Source organism: Microbacterium sp. NPDC097977 (genome assembly GCF_040302605.1).
Classification (GTDB): Bacteria; Actinomycetota; Actinomycetes; order Actinomycetales; family Microbacteriaceae; genus Microbacterium.
Genome location: NZ_JBEOUR010000020.1, coordinates 23485 through 47877 on the forward strand (window position 1 = coordinate 23485; position 24393 = coordinate 47877).

At 69.9% G+C, this 24393-nt stretch carries 19 protein-coding genes; 10 read left to right on the plus strand and 9 right to left on the minus strand.

The genetic code is table 11. The features are described 5' to 3' along the window. Positions 1-429: 429 nt before the first annotated feature. From ABTZ43_RS06885 to ABTZ43_RS06900, 4 genes are all read right to left on the minus strand, one after another. A complete protein-coding gene (locus ABTZ43_RS06885) occupies positions 430-2424 on the minus strand; it encodes a glycoside hydrolase family 127 protein (protein ID WP_350538289.1) in 1995 nt (664 codons plus the stop codon). A gap of 84 nt (positions 2425-2508) precedes the next feature. Further along, positions 2509-4005, minus strand: a complete 1497-nt coding sequence (locus ABTZ43_RS06890; RefSeq protein WP_350538290.1) for a SulP family inorganic anion transporter — start codon at positions 4003-4005, stop codon at positions 2509-2511. Between the two features lie 100 nt (positions 4006-4105). After that, positions 4106-5521: an MFS transporter gene (locus tag ABTZ43_RS06895; RefSeq protein ID WP_350538291.1), complete on the minus strand. Its 1416-nt coding sequence runs from the start codon at positions 5519-5521 to the stop codon at positions 4106-4108. A gap of 93 nt (positions 5522-5614) precedes the next feature. Next, entirely contained in the window at positions 5615-6178 is a 564-nt protein-coding gene (locus tag ABTZ43_RS06900; protein ID WP_350538292.1) for a TetR/AcrR family transcriptional regulator, read from the minus strand. A gap of 161 nt (positions 6179-6339) precedes the next feature. On the opposite strand from ABTZ43_RS06900, the gene ABTZ43_RS06905 reads away from it, so the two are divergent. The 4 genes from ABTZ43_RS06905 (at position 6340) to panB (ending at position 10309) form a co-directional block, all read left to right on the plus strand. Further along, the gene (locus ABTZ43_RS06905) at positions 6340-7629 is read left to right on the plus strand and encodes a hypothetical protein (RefSeq protein ID WP_350538293.1); all 1290 of its coding nucleotides are present in this window, start codon (positions 6340-6342) and stop codon (positions 7627-7629) included. Positions 7630-7764: 135 nt separating this feature from the next. Continuing rightward, positions 7765-8598: a DUF2520 domain-containing protein gene (locus ABTZ43_RS06910; protein ID WP_350538294.1), complete on the plus strand. Its 834-nt coding sequence runs from the start codon at positions 7765-7767 to the stop codon at positions 8596-8598. Next, positions 8595-9443 carry a pantoate--beta-alanine ligase gene (panC, locus tag ABTZ43_RS06915; RefSeq protein WP_350538295.1) on the plus strand — a complete coding sequence of 283 codons (849 nt, stop codon included), beginning with the start codon at positions 8595-8597 and terminating at the stop codon, positions 9441-9443. Before ABTZ43_RS06910 ends, panC begins: the two co-directional genes overlap by 4 nt. After that, complete coding sequence (gene panB, locus ABTZ43_RS06920; RefSeq protein ID WP_350538296.1) at positions 9440-10309, plus strand: 3-methyl-2-oxobutanoate hydroxymethyltransferase; 870 nt, start codon at positions 9440-9442, stop codon at positions 10307-10309. Before panC ends, panB begins: the two co-directional genes overlap by 4 nt. A 43-nt stretch (positions 10310-10352) precedes the next feature. Here panB and ABTZ43_RS06925 read toward each other — a convergent pair whose 3' ends face one another. Next, positions 10353-11579 (minus strand): MFS transporter, encoded by a 1227-nt coding sequence (locus tag ABTZ43_RS06925; RefSeq protein WP_350538297.1) that lies wholly within the window; start codon positions 11577-11579, stop codon positions 10353-10355. Positions 11580-11691: 112 nt separating this feature from the next. On the opposite strand from ABTZ43_RS06925, the gene ABTZ43_RS06930 reads away from it, so the two are divergent. Together ABTZ43_RS06930 and ABTZ43_RS06935 are read left to right on the plus strand one after the other, a co-directional pair. Then, the gene (locus ABTZ43_RS06930; RefSeq protein ID WP_056413906.1) at positions 11692-11997 is read left to right on the plus strand and encodes an ArsR/SmtB family transcription factor; all 306 of its coding nucleotides are present in this window, start codon (positions 11692-11694) and stop codon (positions 11995-11997) included. 495 nt (positions 11998-12492) lie between these two features. Continuing rightward, positions 12493-13836, plus strand: a complete 1344-nt coding sequence (locus ABTZ43_RS06935) for a DUF222 domain-containing protein (protein WP_350538298.1) — start codon at positions 12493-12495, stop codon at positions 13834-13836. A 136-nt stretch (positions 13837-13972) separates the two neighbouring features. Here ABTZ43_RS06935 and ABTZ43_RS06940 read toward each other — a convergent pair whose 3' ends face one another. Together ABTZ43_RS06940 and ABTZ43_RS06945 are read right to left on the minus strand one after the other, a co-directional pair. Further along, positions 13973-14731, minus strand: coding sequence for an SDR family NAD(P)-dependent oxidoreductase (locus tag ABTZ43_RS06940; RefSeq protein WP_350538299.1), 759 nt, complete (start codon positions 14729-14731; stop codon positions 13973-13975). Between the two features lies 1 nt (position 14732). Continuing rightward, positions 14733-15023: a helix-turn-helix domain-containing protein gene (locus ABTZ43_RS06945; protein ID WP_056419046.1), complete on the minus strand. Its 291-nt coding sequence runs from the start codon at positions 15021-15023 to the stop codon at positions 14733-14735. A 71-nt stretch (positions 15024-15094) separates the two neighbouring features. Between ABTZ43_RS06945 and map the strand changes: the two genes are divergently transcribed. Next, positions 15095-15865, plus strand: a complete 771-nt coding sequence (map, locus tag ABTZ43_RS06950; RefSeq protein ID WP_350538300.1) for a type I methionyl aminopeptidase — start codon at positions 15095-15097, stop codon at positions 15863-15865. Between the two features lie 62 nt (positions 15866-15927). Here the strand turns inward: map and ABTZ43_RS06955 are convergent, their stop codons facing one another. After that, positions 15928-17502 (minus strand): glycosyltransferase family 2 protein, encoded by a 1575-nt coding sequence (locus ABTZ43_RS06955; RefSeq protein ID WP_350538301.1) that lies wholly within the window; start codon positions 17500-17502, stop codon positions 15928-15930. Between the two features lie 144 nt (positions 17503-17646). On the opposite strand from ABTZ43_RS06955, the gene ABTZ43_RS06960 reads away from it, so the two are divergent. The 3 genes from ABTZ43_RS06960 to ABTZ43_RS06970 are packed head-to-tail and all read left to right on the plus strand — an operon-like array spanning position 17647 to position 21997. Continuing rightward, positions 17647-18234, plus strand: coding sequence for a PadR family transcriptional regulator (locus ABTZ43_RS06960; protein ID WP_350538302.1), 588 nt, complete (start codon positions 17647-17649; stop codon positions 18232-18234). Between the two features lie 24 nt (positions 18235-18258). Beyond that, positions 18259-19956, plus strand: coding sequence for an ABC1 kinase family protein (locus ABTZ43_RS06965; protein WP_350538304.1), 1698 nt, complete (start codon positions 18259-18261; stop codon positions 19954-19956). A gap of 52 nt (positions 19957-20008) precedes the next feature. Continuing rightward, on the plus strand, positions 20009-21997 hold the full coding sequence (locus tag ABTZ43_RS06970; protein WP_502885340.1) for a BCCT family transporter: 1989 nt from the start codon (positions 20009-20011) through the stop codon (positions 21995-21997). Between the two features lie 557 nt (positions 21998-22554). Here ABTZ43_RS06970 and ABTZ43_RS06975 read toward each other — a convergent pair. Continuing rightward, on the minus strand, positions 22555-24135 hold the full coding sequence (locus ABTZ43_RS06975) for an SDR family oxidoreductase (protein ID WP_350538306.1): 1581 nt from the start codon (positions 24133-24135) through the stop codon (positions 22555-22557). Positions 24136-24393 lie beyond the last annotated feature (258 nt).

Sequence of the window (24393 nt, forward strand, 5' to 3'; positions counted from 1 at the left end):
CCGCATCTGTCACGGTCCGGGGTCACTTTCGCATCTGTCACGGGTCCGGGGTCACTTTCGCATCTGCCACGACCATTTCCGGTGCTTTTTCGCCCCCGCACCGCGATCCGGTGCGCTTTTGACCCCGCACTGTGATCCGGCGTCTGGTCTCCTGCGTCCGGGGTCACTTTCGCATCTGTCCCGGGGCGGGGTCACTTCCGCATCGGCCACGGCCATTTCCGGTGCGTTTTCAACCCCGCACAGTGATCCGGTGCGCTTTTGACCCCGCACTGTGATCCGGCGTCTGGTCTCCTGCGTCCGGGGTCACTTTCGCATCTGTCCCCGGTCCGGGGTCACTTCCGCATCCGTCTCGGCCGTTTCCGGTGCGTTTTCGACCCCGCACCGCACCGCGCCGCACCGCGCCCACCCCGCACCGGGCCGGCTGCCCGCTCAGGTCGTCGAGGTCGGCATCCAGACCCGCATCGAGGCGCCGCCGTCGTACTCGGCGAACGGACGCAGCTCGACGGTGGTCGGCTCGGATGCCGGTTCCTCGGCCCCGCGGGTGTACAGCGGCCGCGCGGCGGTCGACATCCGGTGCGCGGCGATCCTCACGCGGGGGCCGAGCAGACCCGGCGATTCGCCCTCGCCCTCGGTCGCGGTGGCGGTAGCGGTAGCGGCGGCGGTAGCAGCGTCGGCAGGAGTGACAACTACAGCGGCCCCTGCCGCGGGTTCCCTTTCGTCGACGAGCAGGCCGTCGACGTCGCCGACCGCGCAGTAGACGACAGGGCCGCGGCGCACGGCGACGGTTCCGCGCACGGCGTCGATGAGCGGATGCGGATGGATGACGTCGATCTCGACCGGCAGCGCCAGCTCGAGCACGGTTCCGTCGACGAGCGCGTCGTCGACGACGATCCACCCGTCTTCGACGACCGCGTCCACCGCGCCGACCACCGCATCCACTCCGCCGACCGCACCGACCGCACCGACCGCTGCGCCGTCGCGGCGCAGGGTCAGCGGGCGCCCGGCCGCCCAGCCCGGTACGCGCAGGGCCAGCCGTCGGCATCCGTCGGCGGCGTCTCCGTCGACGCTGATGCGCACGCGGCCGTCGGCGGGGTACGCGGTGTCGATCGTCACCGTCGCGCCGTGCGCCTGCAGGGTGGCCGATGCGTAGAGGACGATGTCGAGCCCGTCGGGGCGCTCGGCGCCGAGGTGGCTCTCGAGGGCCGCGAACGTGCGCATGAGGTTGGGCGGGCAGCAGGCGCAGCTGAACCACCGACGGCGGGCCGGCGGGGCATCGCCGCCGTGCAGATGCTCGTCGCGCACCTGCAGCGGATTGACGTAGGTGAACGAGTCGCCGCGGGTCGAGATGCCGGCCGCGACGACGTTGTAGAGGGCGGTCTCGGCGACATCCATGCAGGAGGCGTCCCCGGTCGCCAGGTACATGCGCCAGGCCCATCCGAAGAGAGCCACCCCGGCGCAGGTCTCGGCGTACGCGCGATCGGGCGGCAGCTCGAACGCGTCGCCGAACGCCTCGTCCTCGTGTCGGGCGCCGGTGCCGCCGGTGATGTACGAGCGGCGCGACACCATGTCATCCCACTGGATGCGCATCACGTCGAGCATCGGCGTCTCGCCGGTCTCGAGGTACAGGTCGGTGATGCCCTGGTTCAGGTAGAGAGCGCGCACCGCGTGCCCGCGCATCCTGGTGGCCTGCAGGGCCGGCTGCTCGTCCTGATAGTAGGGGGCGCCGAAGATCACCCCGCCGAGGAACCCGGAACCGCGTCGACGGATGAAGGAGGAGGCCAGGTCTAGCGCCGCCGAGGAACCCGTGGTGCGGTGCAGCTCGACGAGCGCCGCCTCGATCAGCGGATGCCCGCAGTACTCCACCGCATCGTCGGCGCCCATGCGGGCCACGACGTGGTCGGTGAATCGCTCGGCGACGCGCAGCAGCCGGTCGTCGCCGAGCGCCCGATGCGCCCCGACCGCCGCCTGGATCAGGTGGCCGAGGCAGTAGAGCTCGTGTCCCTGGGCGAAGTCCGTCCACGGCTCCCGGTCCTCGCGCTCCAGATAGGCCGAGTCGAGGTAGCCGTCTTCCTGCTGTGCGCGCTCGATGAGTGCGACCGTCCGATCGAAGAACGCACGGATGCCGTCATCGTCGTCGCGACCGAGTTCCCAGGCCGCCGCCTCGAGCGTCTTATAGATGTCGGAGTCGGCGAAGAGCATTCCGCGGAACTCGGCATCGGATTCGCCGGTGAGCCGCCGCACGTTGTCGAGGGTGCCGTACTCCTCGAGCATCGCGATCCCATGCGGCAGCGTGACCTCCCGGTTGCGCACGTGCCAGTCGTGCAGGAGCCCCCGCTCGATGACCGGCGAGACCGGCAACGGGCGGCGCACGCCATGGGTCGTGAGTCCGACCGGGGCGGGAGAGGGGATGCGGATGTCTGGCATGGGCTGACTCTTCTCCGAAGTGCCCTCGTGGCACCTCTCGCGATGAGTGCAATTGTACTTGTACTCATCGCGAGCACCAGGGGGCTACTCGAACCCGCCGCTCAGCCGTCCCCGCATCCGCTGACTGCTCTCATTCATCCCGACGATCTCGACGCTCTTCCCGAGGGCCGCGTACTTCGTCTCGATCGCGTCGAGGGCGGCGACGGTCGACGCGTCCCAGATGTGCGATCCAGACAGATCGACAACGACGGAGTCCGGGTCGGAAGAGTAGGAGAACAGCGTCGTCAGGTCGTTGCTCGAGGCGAAGAACAGCTCGCCGGTCACCGTATAGGTCACCGTGTCGCCGGCGACCGTCCGCGCCACCGACACGAAGTGCGCGACCCTGCGCACGAACAGCACCGAGGCGACCAGCACGCCGCCCACCACGCCGATCGCGAGGTTGTGCGTCAGCAGCACGAGCACGACGGTCGCCACCATCACGAACGTCTCGCTCTTCGGCATCCGCTTCAGGGTCGACGGCGTGACCGAATGCCAGTCGAAGGCTCCGATCGCCACCATGATCATCACGGCGACGAGGGCCGCCATGGGGATCGTGCCGACGAAGTCGCCGAACACGACCACCAGCAGGAACAGGAAGATCCCGGCACAGAACGTCGAGATGCGCGTGCGGGCGCCGGATGCCTTCACGCCGATCATCGTCTGACCGATCACCGCGCATCCGCCCATGCCGCCGAAGAACCCCGACAGCATGTTCGCGACGCCCTGCGCCCACGACTCGCGGGTCTTGTTCGAGTGCGTGTCGGTGATCTCGTCGACGAGCTTGGCGGTGAGCAGCGACTCCATGAGCCCGACCAGCGCGACCCCGAGCGCGAACGGCGCGATGATCGTGAACGTCTCCCAGGTGAACGGGATGTCGGGCAGGAACAGTGACGGCAGGCTGCGGGGGAGCTCGCCCTGATCGCCGACGGTCGGCACCGTGAGTCCCATCGTCAGCACCACGCCGGTCACGATGATCACCGACACGAGCGGCGCCGGCACGATCCTGGTGATCCTCGGCATCACGATCATGACCAGGATTCCCAGAGCGACCAGGGGATACACCAGCCACGGCACGTCGTGCAACTGCGGGAACTGCGAGCTGAACACGAAGATCGCGAGCGCGTTCACGAAGCCGACCATGACGCTGCGGGGGATGAACCGCATGAGTTTCGCGACCCCCAGCACCCCGAGGATCACCTGGAAGATGCCCGCGAGGATCACCGTCGCGATGAAGTAGTCCATCCCATACGTCGGCGCGACGGGGGCGATCACGAGAGCGACGGCTCCGGTCGCGGCGGTCACCATCGCCGGGCGTCCGCCGAGGAACGCGATCGACACCGCCATGATGAACGACGAGAACAGGCCGACCTTCGGGTCGACGCCCGCGATCACCGAGAACGCGATCGCCTCGGGGATCAGGGCGAGCCCCACGACGAGGCCGGCCAGCACCTCGCGCGTCAGCATCCGCGGGTTCTTCAGGGCGTCGAGGACGGAGGGCTTGGCCCGATAGCGGGCGCGATCGTCGACCGTGAGTGCAGACATGGGATGCTCCAGAAAGTCGGCCGGAGGCGGGCCGAACACTCAAGGGTACGGCGGATGCCGGGGGCTCGCCGCCGCCCGGCATCCGTTCACCTCCGGCCACTCACTCCGTGCGTGCGAATCCCGCGACGACGGCTCCGGCCACCGTGACAGCCGCGGCTCCGAGGAACAGCCAGGCGAATCCGCCGGTCAGGGCCTCCGGTGCCGCGACCCCGGCCGCGGTCAGGGCCTCGGTCCGCAGCGCGGCGATGGTCCCGAGCACGGCGAGTCCGAGAGCGCCGCCGATCTGCTGACTGGTGTTCACGAGTCCGCCGGCGAGTCCGGCCTCTCCGCCGTCGACCCCGTCGACCGACAGCTGTGTGGCGGTGACGAACGCGCCGCCGAGACCCACGCCGATCAGCAGGGTCGGCCCGAGCAGCTGCGCGACGAACCCGGCATCCGCCGGTGCGAACGACAGCCACACCAGGCCCGTGGCCAGCACGAGCAGGGATCCGATGAGCGTCGCCTTCAGCCCGAGGCGCTGCACGAGTGCGGGGACGATGCCGGCGACCACGACGAGCGCTCCGGCGAGCGGCAGCTGCGAGAGCCCCGCGGTCAGTGCGTCGTATCCGAGTGCGGCCTGCATGTAGACCGAGAGGGCGAAGAACAGCGCGACCATCCCGGCACCGACGAGCAGCACGACGACGTTGCCGATCGAGAGGTTGCGATTGCGGAACACGCCCAGGGGCACCAGTGGCGACGCGGCGCGTCGCTCGATCGCGACGAACACCGCGCCGAGCACCAGTGCGGCCACGAGCAGCGCGAGGGGGAGCGGATGCAGGATGCCGACCTGCTCGACCGCGCTGAGCGCGCCGACCACGGCGACGAGGGCGCCGGTGATGGTGACCGCACCCCAGAGGTCGAGCCGCGGCGCTGCGGAGTCCGTGTCGCGGGAGATCAGCAGCGGAACGGCGACGAGCACGATCACTCCGACCGGCACGTTCACGAAGAACACCGACTGCCACCCGAACGTCGCGGTGAGCACGCCGCCCAGCAGCACGCCGGCGGCCGAACCGATGCCGGCGACGCCGCCCCACACGCCCAGCGCCTTCGAGCGGTCGCGGGAGTCGGGGAACAGCTGGGTCAGCAGAGCCAGTGCCGACGGTGCGAGCAGTGCCGCCGAGACCCCTTGCAGGGCGCGCGTGGCGAGCAGCATCTCGCTCGAGAGCGACAGCCCGGCCAGAGCGGAGGCGGCGACGAACCCCGCCGTGCCGATGAGGAAGATCCGGCGGTGACCGTAGCGGTCGGCGAGTCGGCCGCCGAGCAGCAGAAGACCGCCGAACGCGAGGACGTACGCCGTGATCACCCAGGCGAGTGCGGCGGTTCCCATGGCGAGCTGCTCGCCGAGCACCGGCAGCGCGATGTTGACGATCGAGGCATCGAGCACCACGAGGAACTGCGCGAGCGCGAGGATGCTGAGGGCGAGCCAGCGTCGACTGCTGCGGGCGGTCGGTACGGGGGTGGGGGTCGTGGTTCTCATGATGGTCTCTCCTGTCGATGGGGGATCACTGGTGGGAGTGAGCGATCACTCACTTTTGAAGGCGCGAAAAGGACCCGAGTTCGGCGGTGCGTCTCACTTGGGGTGACGGATGCCGTGCGCGACGATCTTCGCCCAGGGTGCGCTGCTCTCGTCGACCCGTGCGGTCACGATCAGGTGGCAGAGCTGCCCGTAGGCGATGAAACGCTGCACGGCGTCGTCGTTGCCCGCCGACCGCTGCCGCACGAACTCCGTCACCTTGGCGAGTCCGGCGCGGAGTGCGTCGCCGATCTCGGGGGTCTCGGCGGCGGACTGCGCGTGCACCTGGAGCATGAGCAGCGACCGATCGCGGATGAGGTCGGCGTACGCCTCGCCCATCGCATCGAGCACGTCGTCGGGGCGAGGGGATCCGGCGGCGTCGGCGCCCGCCTCCAAGGCGTCGATGATCCGCTCGAAGCAGGTCTCGAGCGCCGCGACGAACAGCTGCTCCTTGCGGGGATAGAGCTTGAACACGTACGCCGGAGAGATCTTCGCCTCGCGGGCCACATCTGCCACGGTGGTGCGGAAGTAGCCGCCACGGGCGAACTCGACCAGTGCCGCCGCCGCCACCAGCGGGCGTCGGATGTCGGCGGTCGAGAGGATCGGGCTGCGGGGGGTCATGAGAGTGACTGTACCTCGGGTGAGAGTGATTGGTCAATCACTCTTTGCGAGAAGAACGCGAGTGCGACCCCTTCTCCACTCAGATCCCCTTCTCCGATCTCCTCCACAGGTCGTGCGGTGGGGGCCTTCCGGTGTCGGGGCAGGTTCGTAGCCTCGCTCGCATGACGATTCAGATCCCTGTCCGAATGCCCACCTTCATGCGCGTCGAGCTCACGGTCGACGGTCATCCCGAGCTCGATCGGGCGATCGACCTGCCGAGCGGGTCGCCGCACGACTGGATCGTCGAGGCATACCGGCTGAGTCTCGGGCTCGAACCCCACGAGAGTTCCGAGCACGACGGCATCGACCGCTGTCACCACGACGAGGCCTACGCGTATCCGTGGCCCTCGAGGCCCGGAGTCGACGAGATTCCGGGGCTCCCCCATGACCCGGTGGTGGGCATCCGTGCCATCGAGACTCCTCCGGTCGGCACGCCGTGGCTGTCGGTCAGTTCCCTGTCCTCCCCGTCTGAGGTGTCGGGTGCCGTGGGTTCACCGGCCGACGCACCGGCGACCGGATGGCTGACCGGAGAGGCGCCGTTTCGTGAAGACGACGTGAACCGCGAACTTCTGCGTCGACACGGTGTGGTGCAGCCGTTCTTCGACGACAGCGATCTGTGGTTCGTCGATCCTCAGCTCCCGTCGCCCTCGCCGATCGCGACGCTCGCATCGGCGGTGACGCCCGCGCGGCGACTGGCTCTGCTCGCGCATGTCGACGCGGCCGGCCTGCGGCGGCCGGCGGACCCGGACCACAGCGACGCGGAGTCGGCGCTCGCGCCTCTCGCCCGACTTCTCGATCTGCTCGGCACGGTCGGCATGGCGCAGGACGCGACGACCGGGTGGCTGCCTGACGCCGAGAGCGACCGACTCGTGCGCTCGCTCGGGTGGGGCGGAACGCCCGACGAGGTGCGATCACGAGGCGACGCGCTGGTCTCGTTCGCCAGGCGCGCGAAGCTCATCCGTCGCTTCAAGGGGCGGGTGGTCGCGACCGCTCTCGCCCGCACGCTGCGTGTCGCCTCTCCGCACACGCTTCGGATACTCGCCTCGATGATGGTGGCCGGCGAGGGCGGGTTGCTCGATCTCCGGTCGACGCGGTCGCGGGCCGAGGAAGCGCTCGTGCTGCTCGCGATCGCCGATGGGACGGCGACCCACGTCGAGGACCTTCCGGGTCTCGTCGTCGAGGGGTCCCGAGCCTTCGACGAGTCGGACGTGCGAGTGGACCTCGATGGTCGAGCTTCGCCGTGGGCGGGACTCCGGGGAGTGAGCGACGACGACGGCGGGGCGGCGCGCACCGTCGAGCGCATCGCCCTTCTCTCCGCGACCGATGCGTATGGAACGATCACGTCTGCGATGCGGGAGGTGGCACGTCACGCGCTCATCCCGAGACTTCCGGACGAGCGATGTGCACCGTAGATCTGTGTGGAAGAGTTCACGATGAGCCTCGATACGCGGTCGCTTCTATGCACTTTGCTCTCAGATTTTGCCGCGACCCCATATCGGGCGGATACTCATCCCATTCGCGCCGATCGTCTCGGCCGAGGAATCGACATGCACAGCACCCCTGCTCTCCCCTCTGAAACGACCATCGCCATCGTCGGCGCCGGGCGGCTCGGTGGTGTCCTCGCTCGGGCCCTCCACGCGGCGGGGGTGGAGATCGTCGGGCCACTGCGTCGAGGAGAGCCCATCCCGCCGGTCGATCTCGCGATCCTCTGCGTGCCGGATGCCGCGATCCCCGCAGCGGCGGAGTCCGCCCGGGCGAGTGCGGCGCTCATCGCCCATGTGTCGGGCGCGACCGGACTGGATGACGTCGACCTCAGCATCCACCCGCTGCAGACTTTGACCGGCGCGGAATCGCCCACGGTGTTCCGTGGAGTGGGGGCCGCGATCGACGGCCGCACCGCCGACGATCGGGCGCGTGCCGCGCGGCTTGCGACGACCCTCGGCCTGGTCCCCTTCCGCGTCGACGATGCGCACCGCGCGAGCTATCACGCTGCCGCGTCGTTCGCCTCGAACTTCGTGCTCACCGTGCTCGACGCGGCGGAGGAGCTCGCCGCGACCGCCGGGGTCGACCGTGCCCACCTCGCCCCGCTCGTGCGGCAGACCGTCGACAACTGGACGGTCTCCGGGGCCGCCGCCGCGCTGACCGGTCCCATCGCGCGCGGCGACGAAGAGACGGTGGCGCGGCAGCGCGCGGCATCCGCTCACCTCGCCCCGCTCTTCGATGCGCTCGCCGCATCGACGCGCGCGATCGCTCGCACCGCGCCCGGATCGGTGGTGGCCGCGCCCGGATCCGCCGTGGCCGTGCCCCGATCCGCGGTGGCCGCGCCCGGATCCGCGGTGGCAGCGCCCGGATCCGCGACGGAGAACGAGGCGCACGCATGAGAATCCTCCGCACGGTCGCCGAGGTCCGCGCCGCGGTTCGCGAGGCCAAGGAGGCCGAAGAGACCGTCGGCCTCGTCCCGACGATGGGCGCCTTCCACGAGGGCCACCTCTCGCTGATGCGCGCGGCTCGAGAGCAGAACGGCCTCGTGGTCGTGTCGCTGTTCGTCAACCCCGCCCAGTTCGCGGCGAACGAGGACCTCAGCACCTACCCGCGCGACGAGACCCGCGACGCCGCCCTCGCCGAGGCGGAGGGCGTCGACATCCTCTTCGCGCCCACTCCGAGCGAGATCTATCCCGACGGCTTCGCGACGAACATCCATGTCGCGGGCATCACCGAGGTCCTCGACGGTGCGAGCCGCGGACCCCACCACTTCGACGGCGTCGCCACGGTCGTCGCCAAGCTGTTCGGCATCGTGCGGCCCGATGTCGCCTACTTCGGGCAGAAGGATGCACAGCAGGTGCTCGTCGTGCGCCGGCTCGTGCGCGACCTCGATCTCGACGTGCGCATCGACGCTCGTCCGATCGTCCGCGAAGCGGATGGACTCGCGATGAGTTCGCGCAACGTGTACCTCGATGCGGATGCCCGCGTCCGGGCATCCGCCCTCAACCGGGCGCTCGCCGCCGCCGACGCCGCGCATCGGGCGGGGGAGCGCGACGGCATCCTCCCCGCTGCGACAGCCGTGCTCGCTGAGGCGGGCATCGATGTCGAATACCTGGAACTGCGGGATGCAGAGACACTGCAGCCCGTCGCCCGAGCTGACCGCGATGCGCTGCTGCTCGTCGCCGCCCGCGTCGGGGCCGCCCGTCTCATCGACAACCACCTGCTGAAAGGCACCGCACCATGAGCGCGCACCCCGCCCCGCGCACCCGTCTGACCCTGAACGATCTGCGGACGAAGAGAGATACCGGTGATCCGCTCGTCATGGTCACGGCCTACGACTTCCCGAGCGCGCAGATCGTCGAGGAGGCGGGGGTCGACCTGGTGCTCGTCGGCGACTCTGCGGCCATGACCGTGCTCGGCTACGACAGCACCGTGCCCGTCACCGTCGACGAGATGCTGATGCTCACCAAGGCCGTGCGTCGCGGGCTCGAGGCGCCGCTGCTCGTCGGCGATCTGCCCTTCGGGTCGTACGAGGCATCCGACGAGCTCGCCCTCGCGACCGCGCAGCGTTTCCTCAAGGAGGCCGGGGCCGACCTGATCAAGATCGAACGCGGAGGCACGACGGTCGACCGGGCGCGGGCGCTCGTGAACGCCGGCATCCCCGTCGTGGGGCATGTCGGGCTCACCCCGCAGACCGCGACGTCGCTCGGTGGGTACCGCGCGCAGGGGCGCACCGCCGACGCCGCGCTCGCCGTCATCGACGATGCGCTCGCCCTGCAGGACGCCGGGGTCTCGCTGCTCGTGATCGAAGCGGTCCCGTCGGCGGTCACCGCGGCGCTCGCGCCCCTTCTGCACGTTCCCCTGATCGGCATCGGAGCGGGGCCCGACGCCGACGGCCAGGTGCTCGTCTTCCACGACCTGCTCGGCATCCACGCCGGCGGGGCCGCCAAGTTCGTCAAGCGCTACGCCGACGTCCGCGGTGTCTCGGTCGCGGGAGTTCGGGCGTACGCCGACGAGGTGCGGTCGGGGGCGTATCCGGCATCCGCGCACGAGTACGCCATGCCGGCAGCCGAGGCTGCGCGGCTGCAGGAGATGCTCGCCCTGCGGTGAGGTGGCCCGTGGTGAGGTGGCCTGTGCCGGAGCCGCGCGGGGACTACTCCCGACGGCGCAGCCGCAGCACCAGGGCGATGACCGCGAGTGCGATCACGACGACCCCGTAGCCGACGCACACGACGCCGAGTCCGAACAGTCCGACCAGCATGCCGGCGATGACCGCGGGCACGCCGAAGGCGAGGTACGCCAGCACGTAGATCACGGCGAACGTGTCGGCGCGATCGGTCGCGGGGATGCGGGGAGCCAGCGAGGCGACGACCCCCGAGAACGCGGTGCCGAAGCCCATGCCGGTGATCGCGGTGGCGGCGAGGTAGAACGGCAGGGACGCGACGCTCAACGCCACGAGCGACAGAGCGGTGCCGGTCGCCAGAGCCGCCGTGCCGAAGACGACCGAGGTGCGCGGAGTGCGGGTGCGCAGCACGAACGCGGTGATCGCGCCGACTCCGGCGAGCATCGCGACGGCGAGACCCTGCCACACGTGCGCCTCTCCGCCGAGCTCGGTGCGCACGATGTTCGCGCCGAGAGAGAGGAAGAGTCCGCCCGTCGCCCACCCCGCGATGACCGCGGGGGCCCCGCGCCAGAAGTCGGCGCGGATGCCGGCAGGCACCGACAGTCGGAAGCTCAGCGATCCCCATGCTCCGGGCCGCAGCGGTGCGGTCTCGGGGGCGAGGACGAACAGCGCCGCGAGCACGAGGTACACCACGGTCAACGGGGCGAACACGTCGAGCAGCGGCTGCCCGGTCACGTCGAGGGCGACGCCGGCGAGAAGCGCGCCGAGCGCGATTCCGATGCCGGGGCTGAGGGCATTCCAGAGGGCGGCGACCCGAGAGCGTCCGCCCGGGGCGAGGTCCAGGGCAGCGGCCGAGAGAGCGGCGATGAGCACGCCGCTGGCGGCGCCCTGGAGGATGCGGGCCAGCATGAGTGTGGCGACCGTATCGGCGTGCCAGAACAGGATCATGCTGACGGCGAGCAGCAGCAGACCGCCGATCGCGACGGGGCGGCGCCCGACGTGGTCCGACAGCGACCCCGCCGACAGCAGCGCGAGCAGCAGAGCGATCGCGTACACGGCGAAGACGGCGCTGATGACGATCGCGTCGAACCCGATCTCGGACGCGAGCACCGGATAGAACGGCGACGGTGCGCTCGCCCCCATCATCATCGCGACCTGGGTCACGATCGCCAGGACGAAGCCGAAGCGGGGGCGTCGGATCTCCGCGCTCGTCGTCGTGGTGATCGGTGACGTGGTGATCGGTGACGTGGTGGTCATGGGTGCTCCGCGCGGTGGGATCGGGTCTGGTGCTCGACATCATTGAGTTCGAGAATCATCGAACTATCGGAGCGTACTCGCCATCGCTCGATTGTTCAACTATTCTCGAACCATGCCAGGCGACCTCCCGCATCCGGACCGCTCCGAGATCCAGCTCACCGACGTACTCTTCGCCCTCAGCGACCCCGAGCGCCTGGCCATCACCCGGCAGCTCGCCGACGGACCGCTCGACATGGCCGCCTGCCACGCCACCGATCCGAATCTCCCCAAGTCGACCAAGTCGCATTTCATGAAGGTCCTGCGCGAGGCGGGCATTATTCGCAACGAGCCGCATGGTCGGCGGCGGATGCTGACACTGCGGCGCGATGACCTGGATGCACTGTTCCCCGGACTGTTGGAATCGGTGCTGCGGGGGTAGCTCGGCCGGGGGTGGTCCGGTCCGGGGGTGGCGCATGGGTATGGGGCTGGGGGCTGTGGGCTGTGGGCTGTGGGCTGTGGGCTGTGGGCTGTGGGCTGTGGGCTGTGGGCTGTGGGCTGTGAGCTGTGAGCTGTGAGCTGTGAGCTGTGAGCTGTGGCTGTGGCTGTGGCTGTGTGGCGGGGGCTGTGGGCTGTGAGCTGTGAGCTGTGAGCTGTGAGCTGTGAGGCGTGAGCGGTGTGGCGGTGTGGCCCTGCGTGGGCAGGTGTAGCCGCGTAGCGGCGTTGCTCTGAGTTGACTCGGAGTGGCATCGTCGGCGTGCGGCGTGCGGCGTGCGGCGTGCGGCGTGCGGCGTGCGGCGTGCGGCGTGTGGCGTGTGGCGTGTGCGTGCTGCTTGGCGGTATGTCGGCGTGCGTGGGCGCAACCCGCATGCTGGCACCTCGGAATTCACTAGAACATAACTTCGAAACTAGGCATCTGGCGCGGTAAAATCGAGGCATGTCGAAGTTGTCCGCTCTCCACGAGGCGATGTCCCGCCTCGATGGATTGTGGGCTGACGCAGACGATGCCGCGGGCCTGCCCCGCGACCGTCTGATCGCGGTGCATTCCGCGACGGGTGAGCTGAGGCGGCTTCTCGACGCCGTCCATGCGGACGTCGCTGCAGTCATCTCTCAGGAGTCGCGCAGCGAGCTGGGCGCCGGCGGCCTCGCGAAGCAGCAGGGTTTCCGTTCCGCGGAGACGATGATCGCGGCGACGACGGGAGTGTCCCGGGTCGAAGCGACGCGCCTCGTCGCCGTCGGCGAGGCGACCGCCCCACGCACCGATCTGCGGGGTTCTCGGCTGCCGGCTCGATACCCCGCCCTCGGCGAGGCGCTCGCGGCCGGTCGGCTCGGAGTGCAGGCCGCCGGGCTGATCGTCGCACTTCTGGAGCGCTGCCGGATCGCGGCAGGAATCGACCGCATCGCGGAGGCTGAGCGGATCCTGGCCGACAAGGCCGCAGGACTCTCCCTCGACGATGTCCGCCGGCTCGTCACTCGCGCCGAGGCATGGCTGGACCCCGACGGACTGGAGCCGAAGGGTGAGGAGATGCGACGTCGTCGGTCACTGACCATGTTCGAGCGAGACGGGATGCTGCATCTTGATGCGCGGATCGACGTCGAGACCGCCGCGCCGATCGTCGCCGCGATCCGCGGGTACGTCACCGCGGCTTTCGCAGCGCGCAGGGATGCTCCCGACGCGGATGCACCCGATGCCGACCGCCGCACGGTGCCGATGCTCCAGGTCGACGCACTCGCACTGTTCTGTGCGCACGTTCTCGGATGCGAGGGGCAGAGTATGCCTCTCGCCGGGGCCACGGTGGTCGTGCGCATCGCCCTCGACGATCTGCAGGCCGGCACGGGCTGCGCCACCATCGACGGTTTCGACCAGAAGATCGGCGTCTGCGCGGCGAGGAGGATGGCTGCGAGCGGTGGCGTGATCCCCTGTGTGCTCGGCGGTGGCAGCGAGATCCTGGACTGGGGACGAGAGAAGCGGCTCTTCACTCGGGCGCAACGCCTCGCACTGGTCGAGAGAGATGGAGGGTGCGCGATGTGCGGGCTTCCTCCGCAGATGACAAAAGCGCATCACCTCCGATGGTGGAGCAGGGATCACGGTCCGACCGATCTGTCGAACGGAGTATTGCTCTGCGAGACGTGCCACCATCGGATTCACGACAACGGGTGGGAGATCCGAATCGACGGAAAAGGGGTCGCGGGCACGGTGTGGTTCATTCCGCCCGGATACGTCGACCCGGAGTGCAGACCTCGGCTCGGGGGCCGCGCGCGATTCGATGTGGCGGCATGAGCGACGCGCGGGCGCGCCGTTGCCGTGTGGTGTCGGCGCGTGCTGTGGAGAGCGGTGCGGGCGTGCTGTGGAGAGCGGTGCGGGCCTGCTGTGGAGAGCGGTGCGGGCCTGCTGTGTCGGCGTGGTGCGGATGCGCTCAGCGGAAGTACGATGCCCCGTTGAGGTCGAGTACGGTGCCCGAGGCCCATGCCGCGGTGGGCGAGGTGAGATAGGCGACCGCATCCGCGATCTCCTCGGGCGTGCCGACGCGCCCGAACGGACTCTGACCGCGGATGCCGTCGCCCTCCGGCCCCGTGAGCGTGGCCGACTGGCGCTCGGTCGCGACCATGCCCGGGGCGACCGAGGTCACCGAGATGCCGTGCGGTGCGAGCGTGAGCGCCATCGACTGGCCGAAAGCCTGCAGCCCCGCCTTGGTCGCGGCGTATGCGGGGTGGTCGGCCTCGCCGCGGAACGCGCCGCGCGAACCGACATTGACGATCGATCCGCCGCTCCCGCGTTCGATCAGGTGCTGGGCCACGAGCAGCGTGACGTTCGAGGCGCCCAGCAGGTTCACGGCCACCATCTCCGACCAGGCCTGCTGCCACTGCGCGTACGGCACGGCGTCGGCGCGGTGCGTGTTCGCGGCACTCGGGGCCACGGCCGCGTTGTTCACGACGATGTCGAGCGAGCCGAGTGCGGCGATCGCCTCCATCACCACCCGCTGCGCCTCGGCCGGGGTGCCGAGATCTCCACCGACGATGGCGTGACCCGAGCCCTCGAGCGACGTCAGGGTCTCTTCCGCGGAGGCGCGATCGCGTCCGTAGTGCACCACGACACGGTCGCCGCGGCGCGCGAACACCTGCGCGATCGCCCGGCCGATACCGCGGGAGCCGCCGGTGATCAGCGCATTCGCCATCTCAGGACGCGATCTGCGCGTGACCGGGGGCATGCACGGTGGCAGGCGCGGCGGGCTCCACCTCGGCCCACACCGCGTCGAGCGACAGGTGCAGCACACCCGCGATCGCCGCGATCGTCGAGAACGCCGGGGTGGCCACGCGTCCCGACTCGATCTTGCGCAGCGTCTCGGGAGACACGCCGGCGTCGAGGGCGACGCTCAGCATCGAGCGCTCGCCGCGCGCGCGACGCAGCAGGGCTCCCAAGCGCTCGCCGCGCTCGACCTCGGCGGGAGTGAGGGGCATCCGAACCATCATGTGCCGATTCTAATACCGGGATAGTATTACCGGGATAGTTATTGGATTCGCATGAATCGGAGAGCACCATGATCGAGATCCTCGACAGCGACCAGCTGGACCGCGCGCGGGATGCCGGCGCGCTGGTCGGCCGCATCCTGCAGACGCTGAAGGTGCGGGCGCGCGTGGGGGTGAACCTGCTCGAGCTCGACCGGTGGACGAAGCGCATGATCGAGGATGCCGGGGCGACGTCCTGCTACGTCGACTATGCCCCCTCGTTCGGCCGTGGGCCCTTCGGCCATCACCTCTGCACCGCCGTGAACGACGCGGTGCTGCACGGGATGCCGCACGACTACGCCCTACGAGACGGAGACCTTCTCACCCTCGATCTCGCCGTGACCCTGCGCGGGATCTCGGCCGATGCCGCGATCAGCTTCGTGGTGGGAACCACGGCGGCATCCGCGGACCTGGCGATGATCGACGCGACCGAACGCGCGCTCGCCGCCGCCATAGCCGTGGCCCGCCCCGGCGCCCGCATCGGCGACCTCTCGCAGGCGATCGGCGCGGTGCTCAGCGCGGCCGGGTATCCGATCAACCTCGAGTTCGGCGGCCACGGTATCGGATCGACCATGCACCAGGATCCGCACATCGCCAACGACGGCCGTGCCGGTCGCGGCTACCGTCTGCGCCCCGGCCTGCTGCTCGCGATCGAGCCGTGGGTCATGGCCGATACCGATGTGCTGGTGACCGACGCCGACGGATGGACCCTGCGCAGCGCGACGGGCTGCCGCACCGCCCACACCGAGCACACGATCGCGATCACGGATGCCGGCGCCGAGGTGCTCACGCTCGCCCCGTGAGCGCCCGCCGATGCCGATCCCGATCCGCAGGCAGCGCGATCCCGATCCGCACGCAGCGCGCGCTACTTCTTCGGCGATCCGCTCCGCAGGCGACGGGCCGTGCGGCCGGCGAGATCCTTGAGGCGACCGCCCGGCCATTGGCGGCGCAACTCCACGCCGCCGTCGCGTCCGACCACCGGGGTGCAGGTGCGCCCGGCGAGCAGCGGCGAGCGTCCGGCCGCGGCGAGCGTCGCGGCATCCGCAGTCAGGGGCACGTCGAAGGTCCAGCCGGCTCGACGCACCGCCACGAACAACGGCGCACCGGTCGATCGGTCGTCCCGGTCGAACACCTTGAGCGGGTCGAGTGCGACCTTCACGGCGTCGAGCTTGCGCGGATGCGTGCCCGAGATGTGTCGTTCGACACCCGCCGCGGGTTCGCGCAGCACCAGTCCGACCCGATCGTTCTGCAGCTCCTTCTTCGCCTCGAGCAGCGCGGTCGGCAGCCCGTCCACCGCCACGGGCAGCGACGTCAGCACCCCGGTGCCCGGCTCGAACACCAGCGCGTCCCGTCCCTCGTGCGTGATCGACACCGCGAGCGTCAGGTGGAGTCCGCCCCCGCGAGACCACCGCGCCGAGGTGACGACGGCGCGACACTCCAGGTCGTCCTCGAAGCGGGCGTAGGTCAGCAGATCCGCCCGGCGGTCGGCGCGCAGCAGAGCGGCGCGGATCCGGTTCGGGAACGACAGGCCTCCGTCGACGCCCGGCCCGAATCGCCGTTCGGCGAGGGGAGCGACCACGTCGAGCAGGCGTTCACGATAATCGTCGGGGTAGCGGACCATCTGCCTGCCGGTGAGTCGCTTCAGGACCTTGCCGCGGAACCAGTGCCGCAGCAGGCGATCGCGAAGGCGGCCGGGCTCGGTGTACCGCTCGACCAGATCGAGCACGGCCTCGAGGTGCGGGTAGTACGACTCGGGGTCGATCCGCGCTGCGCTCGCGCTGCCCGGATGCTTCACCCAGGCGTAGCACGGCCGGCTCGCGAGGATCGAGATCTTCGACGCCTCGAAGTACGCGCGCATGACGAACAGGTGGTCTTCGAGCCGCACCTTGCCGTCGGGGAAGCGGATGCCCTTCTCGCGCAGGAACGCCGTGCGGAACATCTTGTGCGGGGTGAGCATCTCGAGCAGCGGGTCGTCGCCGAGGCGGGCGTTCGGGATGTCCTTGCGGAAGATGCGTGCGGGCAGTCGGCGGCCGATGCCCATCTCCTTGCCGAGGATCACGTCGGACCCGTGCAGATCGGCGTAGTCGCACAGCGCCTCGAGCGCGCCGTCGTACAGCCAGTCGTCCTGATCGACGAACTGGATGTAGGTGCCGCGCGCATCGTCGATACCGTGGTTGCGCGGAGTTCCCGGCCACCCGGAGGGGGCGAGGTAGGCCACGCGGATGTACGGGCGGTCACGCGCGATCTCGACCAGCCGCGCGGCGGTCTCCTCGCCCGAACCGTCGTCGCACAGCAGCACCTCGAACCGGGAATGGTCGAGAGTCTGCCGGTCGAGCGAGGCGATCAGGTCGTCGAACGATGCGCCCGGCTTGAAGACGGGAACGACCACGCTCACGCGGAGAGGGGCGGGTGCGGGCGCGGCGGCGGCAGAATTCGACATCGAAGGTAGTAAAGCACCCCCACCTCCACGACGCACGACCCTTGCGCACAGGAAGACGCCGTGCAGGCGGCGGGGGATTCCCACCCCGCGCACAGGGTTAACGATATATCGTTGACTATCGCTCACCACACCCGGGAGGTCATCATGAACAACGCATTCCCCTCGAACCCGTTCGGCGGATCCGGCTTCGGCGCGGGCCCCGGCGGACCCGCATCCGCGATCTTCGACGCGATGGACCAGCTCCGCAAGTCGTTCGAGCAGCGCCCCAGCGGCGGCTCCCGCATGGCCAAGGGCGACGTCCGCACCGCGGTGCTCTCGCTCCTCGCCGAGCGGCCCATGCACGGCTACCAGATCATCACCGAGATCGCCGATCGCAGCGGCGGAACCTGGAAGCCCAGCGCCGGCTCCGTGTACCCCACCCTCCAGCTGCTCGCCGACGAGGGACTGATCGAGGCCGACGAGCAGAACGGTCGCAAGACCTACTCGCTCACCGAGGCCGGCCGCACGGTCGCGTCCGAGCACACCGAGACCCGTGCTCCGTGGGAGCCGCAGCACAAGGGCGAGGGCGCGCACGACAACCCCCGGTACTCCGCACTGCCGAAGTCGGGCGTCGACCTGGCCGCCGCCGCGGCGGCCGTCGGACGCAGCGGCAGCACCGAGCAGGTGCAGCAGGCGGTCGAGATCCTCGACGAGGCCCGCCGTAGGCTGTACTCGATCCTCGCTCAGGACTGATCGCACACGAACCAGGGACGACATATGACGGATGCTGCGGCGCAGGGCGCCCATCGTGCCCGGTACCGCCGCATCCTGTCGTTCGCGGCGCGCGAGCTCATCAAGATCTGGTGGTTCGAGCTCATCCTGCCCCGCGTGGGACTGCGCTCGGTCGCCGAGCGCACCCGCTCTCCGCGCATGCAGCGCTTCGCGAGGCGGTTCCACGTGCTCGCGGTCGAGCTCGGCGGCCTGATGATCAAGGTCGGCCAGTTCATGTCGTCGCGTCTCGACGTGCTGCCGCCGGAGATCACGAAGGAGCTCGAAGGGCTGCAGGATGAAGTGCCGCCCGTGCCCTTCGCCGACATCCGACGCGCGGCGGAGGCCGAACTCGGGCGCCCGCTCACCCAGGCGTTCGCGTGGTTCGACGAGACGCCCGTTGCTGCGGCATCCCTCGGTCAGGCGCATCGTGCGCGCCTGACCGCGCAGGACGCCGCCGACACCGGTCTCGGGCACGTGGTCGTCAAGGTGCAGCGCCCCGGCATCGACGAGATCGTCGCCGTCGACCTGGCGGTCCTGCGCCGTGTCGCGCGCTGGCTCACCCGGGTGCGGCTCGTCGCCGACCGCGTCGACGCCCCGGGGCTCATCGAGGAGTTCGCGGTCACGAGCCTCGAGGAGATCGACTACCTGCACGAGGCGGCCAGCGCCGAAAGGTTCCGCGAGAACTTCGCCGGCGACGCGCGCATCGGTGCGCCCGAGATCGTGTGGGAGCGTTCGACCCGTCGCGTGCTCACCCTCTCCGACGTGACGGCGATCAAGATCAACGACGTCGAGGCGCTGCGGGCGGCCGGCATCGATCCCTCCGAGGTCGCCGACGTGTTCGCCGAGGTCATGTTCGACCAGGTGTTCACGCACAGCTTCGTCCATGCCGACCCTCACCCCGGCAACATCTTCGTGACTCCCGTCCCTTCGTCGACCACGGGCCGGAACTTCCGCCTCACGTTCATCGACTTCGGGATGATGGCCGAGGTGCCCGACAACCTGCGCGCGGGCCTGCGCACCCTGCTCATCGCGGTCACCGGTCGCGACAGCAAGGGTCTCGTGGCCGCCGCGCAGGAGATCGGCGTGCTGCTTCCGTCGGCCGACACCGCCGATCTCGAGCGGGCGCTCCGGGCGCTGTTCGCCCGGTTCGGGGGCATGGGCTTCGCGGAGTTGAGCACCGTCGATCCGCGCGAGTTCGCGGACTTCGCCGACGAGTTCGGCGACATGGTGCGCTCGCTCCCCCTGCAGCTCCCCGAGAACATGCTGCTGCTGATCCGCGCGGTCTCGCTCACCTCGGGCATGTGCTCGAGCCTGGATCCCACGTTCAACGTGTGGGATGCCGCCGAGCCGTACGCCGGCCGTCTGCTGCGCGACGAGTCGGGCAACCTGATGCAGGACATGGCGCAGCAGGCGATGGAGACCATGGCGGTCACCTACGGCCTGCCGAAGAAGATCGACGCGATCATCACCCGCGTCGACGACGGTAACGTCACCTTCGACACCTCGCGTCTGGAGAGGCGGCTCGACCGGCTCGAGGGCATCGCGCGCCGCATCGGCTCGGGCGTGCTGTTCGCGGCGATGCTGGTCGGGGGAGCGCTGCTCGTGCCCTCGATCCCGCCGCTCGGGATCACGCTCATCTGCGTCTCGGCGCTGCCCCTGCTGCACGCGGTCTTCGCGGGCGTGGGGCGTCGTACGCCGCGCTGACGCCGCCGGGCGGGCCGGTGCGCTCCGCCCGGGCATGGGAGAATCGATTCTCATGGGCACACCGAACGATGAGTCATCTGAGAGTTCCGCAGCCCACGTGACGGCGAGCACGCCGACGACGGGCACCGTGAGAGCAGCCGAGACCGCACGCAAGATCGTGCGCGACATCGCCGCCGTACCTCCACCGCCCAGCGTGCACCCCGCCCTCATCCCCGGGGTGTCGGTGGAGGAGACGGGACGCACCTACCGCACCGATCCGCTCGTCTTCGGATCCGCGGCCGCCTTCACCGTCGCCTTCATCGCCTGGGGCGTCTTCGCCGGCGACAATCTCGCGGGCACCACCTCGACGGTCCTCGCGTGGGTGGTCGAGTACTTCGGCTTCTTCTTCACGACGATCGCCACCGTCATCCTCGTGTTCATGCTGTTCGTCGGCTTCAGCCGGTACGGGCGGATCCCCCTCGGCCGTGACGACGAAGAGCCCGAGTTCTCGATGTTCTCGTGGATCTCGATGCTGTTCGCCGCGGGCATGGGCATCGGTCTGGTCTTCTGGGGCGCGGCCGAGCCGCTGACGTTCTTCGAGAGCCCGCCGCCCGGCACCGTCGAGGCGAGCACCCTCGACGCGATGCACACCGCACAGGCGCAGGTGCTGTACCACTGGGGCCCGCAGGCGTGGGCGTTCTACGCGCTCGTCGGAGGCGCGATCGCCTACGGCGCCTTCCGCCGCGGACGCACCCCGCTGATCTCGTCGATCTTCGCCCCGCTCCTCGGCGAGGGCCGCACCGCGGGACCGCTCGGACGCACGATCGACATCTTCTCGATCATCGTCACCCTCTTCGGCACCGCCGCCTCGCTCGGACTCGGCGCCCTGCAGATCGGCCACGGCGTCGAGATCGTCAGCGGCATCGGCGAGCTCGGCAACGGCGTGCTCATCGCCGCGATCGCCGTGCTCACCGCCTGCTTCATCGCCTCGGCGGTGTCGGGGGTCTCCAAGGGCATCCGCGCACTGTCGAACATCAACGCGGTCGTCGCGCTGCTGCTCGCGTTCTTCGTCTTCTTCGTCGGACCGACGCTGCTCATCCTCAACGTCATCCCCTCGGTCGCCGTGCAGTTCCTCGGCGACCTGCCCGAGATGATCGGTCGCTCGGCCTCGCAGGGCGATGAGGCGCAGGCGTTCCTGTCGAGCTGGACGATCTTCTACTGGGCGTGGTGGATCTCGTGGTCCCCGTTCGTGGGGATGTTCATCGCCAAGATCTCGCGCGGTCGCACGCTGCGCCAGTTCGTCTCGGTCGTCATCGTCGTGCCCGCGGTCATCTCGCTGGTGTGGTTCGCGATCTTCGGGACGACGGCGATCCAGCAGCAGATGGACGGCGCGAACCTCACGGTCGATCCGCCGGAGGAGGTGCTCTTCGGTGTCCTCGAGAACCTGCCGTTCCCGTTGATCACCAGCATCGTGCTCATCCTGCTGATCGCGATCTTCTTCATCACCGGCGCCGACTCGGCCTCGCTCGTGATGGGCACGCTGTCGCAGCAGGGCCGGCCGGAACCGTCTCGGTGGGTCGCGGTCGTGTGGGGCGTGCTGGTCGGCGTCATCGCCGCGGTGCTCCTCGTCACCGGTGAGGAGGGCGCGGGCCTGAGATCGCTGCAGAATGTGACGATCATCGCCGCGCTGCCGTTCGCGGTGATCATGGCGTTCATGATGGTCGCGTTCATGAAGGATCTGCGGCGCGATCCCCTCATCCTGCGAGACCGCTATGCACGCATGGCCGTGCGCCACAGTGTCATGGCGGGCCTCGAGGAGTACGGCGACGACTTCGCCCTCGTGCCCGTCGAGTACGACCACTCCGAAGACGACCTCGCCTGGATCGACGAGGCCGAGGTCGACGACAGCCTCGCGGAGGTCTACGCGACGGCCACCGAGGCGATCGACATCATCCCGGATGCCGGCACGCTCGCCGGAGGGGATGCCGGTGCGGATGCGGGTGCGGGTGCGGGTGCGGGTTCCGGCGCCGACCCGGACGGGCTCGCCGAACGCCCCTCCTGACGCTGGGTGCGCAACTGACCCCGCACGCGGCTTCGGCTCGGTGCGGGGTCAGAAACGCATCCGAATCGCCTGTTTCCGGTGCGGAACTGGCCCCGCCTGGATCGGGGTGTGGAACTGGCCCCGCACGCCGTTCGGGGTGCGGGGTTTGCCCCCGCGCGCGGCTTCGGCTCGGTGCGGGGTCAGAAACGCATCCGAATCGCCTGTTTCCGGTGCGGAAGTGACCCCGCCTGGATCGGGGGTGCGGAACTGGCCCCGCCTGGATCGGGGTGCGGGGTTTGCCCCCGCCTGGATTGGGGATGCAGAACTGGCCCCGCACGCCGTTCCGGATGCGACGTTTGCCCCCGCGCGCAGCGTCGGCTCGGTGCGGGGTCAGAAACGCATCCGAATCTCCTGTTTCCGGTGCGAAAGTGACCCCGCCTACCGTCCGCGGTGCGAAACTGACCCCGCCTACCGTCCGCGGTGCAGAACTGACCCCGCCTACCCGGCGGCGGGCGCCCTCGACCCCGCCTACCCGGCGGCGGGCGCCCTCGACTCCGCCGGTTCGCGGGGGGAGCGGGTCAGTCCGTGGCGACGGGCTCGACGGGCACCGCGGCGGCGTCGGTGATCCGGGCCGCCATGCCCGCGAAGATGAACCCGTGGAAGGGCAGCACCCCGAGCCAGTACATCCGGCCGAGGAGTCCGCGAGGGAAGAAGACGGCACGTTGCTCGTAGCGCGACCCGTCTCCTTCTGGCAGCGCCCGCAGCTCGAGCCACGCCTCGCCCGGCACCTTCATCTCGGCCCGCAGCCGCAGCAGGCCTCCACTCGCGGCCGAGGACTCGGTCGCGCGCCCCGGCTCCTCGACAGCCTCGACGCGCCAGAAGTCGATCGCGTCACCGACCCGCGCCTCGACCTTGCTGCGACGTCCACGGCGCAGACCCACGCCGCCGACGAGCCGGTCCATCCAGCCGCGCACGGCCCAGAGGAACTTCGAGGAGTACCACCCGTTCGACCCGCCGATGCCGATGATCACGCGCCACAGTCCATCGACGGGCGCCGCAGTCTTGAGCTCGCGGGTGTCGGTGAACACCGTGCGACCCGCCCACTCGGGGTCGCTGGGCAGGGGGTCGCTCGGCGCCCCTGAGACCTCGGCATCCTGCCAGCTCGTCTCGATCGTGTCGGCGTCGACGCGACCCAGCGCGAGCGACACGGCCGTGCGATACGGGGTCAGCCCGCCGTCGGGACGGGGGATGAGGTCGTCGATCGCGTGGTCCTTCACGATGCACTCGTTCTGCAGCGAGGCGACGAGGGGGCGGGCGATCGACCGGGGCACCGGCGTGACCAGGTTCACCCAGTGCGATGCGAGACCGGGGGTCAGCACCGGCAGCGCCGCGATCGCCCGCTGCCGCAGCCCTGCCTCGAGCGCGTAGCCGTTCATCATCTGGCCGTAGCGCAGCACGTCGGGGCCGCCGATGTCGACCGCGGTGCTCACGTCGTCGTCGACGCGGGCGGCGCCGAGCAGATAGTGCAGCACGTCGCGCACGGCGATGGGCTGGATGCGGTTGCGCACCCACTTCGGTGCCGGCATGTACGGCAGCACGTCGGTGAGGTGCCGGATCATCTCGAACGACGCGGATCCCGAGCCGATCACGACACCGGCCTGCAGCACCAGCGTCGGCACACCGGACTCGAGGAAGATCTCACCGACCCGCACGCGTGAGCGCAGGTGCGGCGACAGCTTCGCATCCTCGGGGTGCAGGCCGCCCAGATACACGATCCGCCGCACGCCGGCCTTCGCCGCGGCATCCGCCACCGTCGTCGCCGCCTGCTCGTCGCTCTCTTCGAAGCCCTTGCCGGCGCTCATCGAGTGGATCAGGTAGTAGACCACGTCGACGTCCGCCATGGCCGCGGCCACGGCATCCGCATCGTCGGCCGAGCCCTCGACGATCTCTGACTCCGAGCCCCAGGGGAACGATGCCGCGCGTGCGGCATCGCGGGCCAGAACCCGCACGCGGTAGCCGGCATTGAGCAGGCGTGGGGTGAGGCGTCCGCCGATGTAGCCGGTGGCGCCGAGGACGAGGACGCGAGGGGCGGCTCCGTCGTCGTGGGGGAGGGCGCGCAGCGCCTCTTCGTGCCCGGTGGGCTGGGTGAGCTCCGTCATGTTTCGAGAGTAGGCCGGTCCGGCCGAATTATCGCTAGGGTGACAAATCACTAGTTCACCTAGTAATCTTTACCGCGAGGAAGGTGATCACATGTCCAGGGCAACGAATTCCCCCACCCGCGTCTCCCCAGATTCTTTCGACGCATCGTCTGCGCTCTCGACGGCGGTCAGCCTCGCACCGTTACCCGCCAGCGAGGCTGTGGGGCGCGCGACCGGTGTCGGACGCGCGCCCCTGACCGCCGCGGCACGCCATGGGGC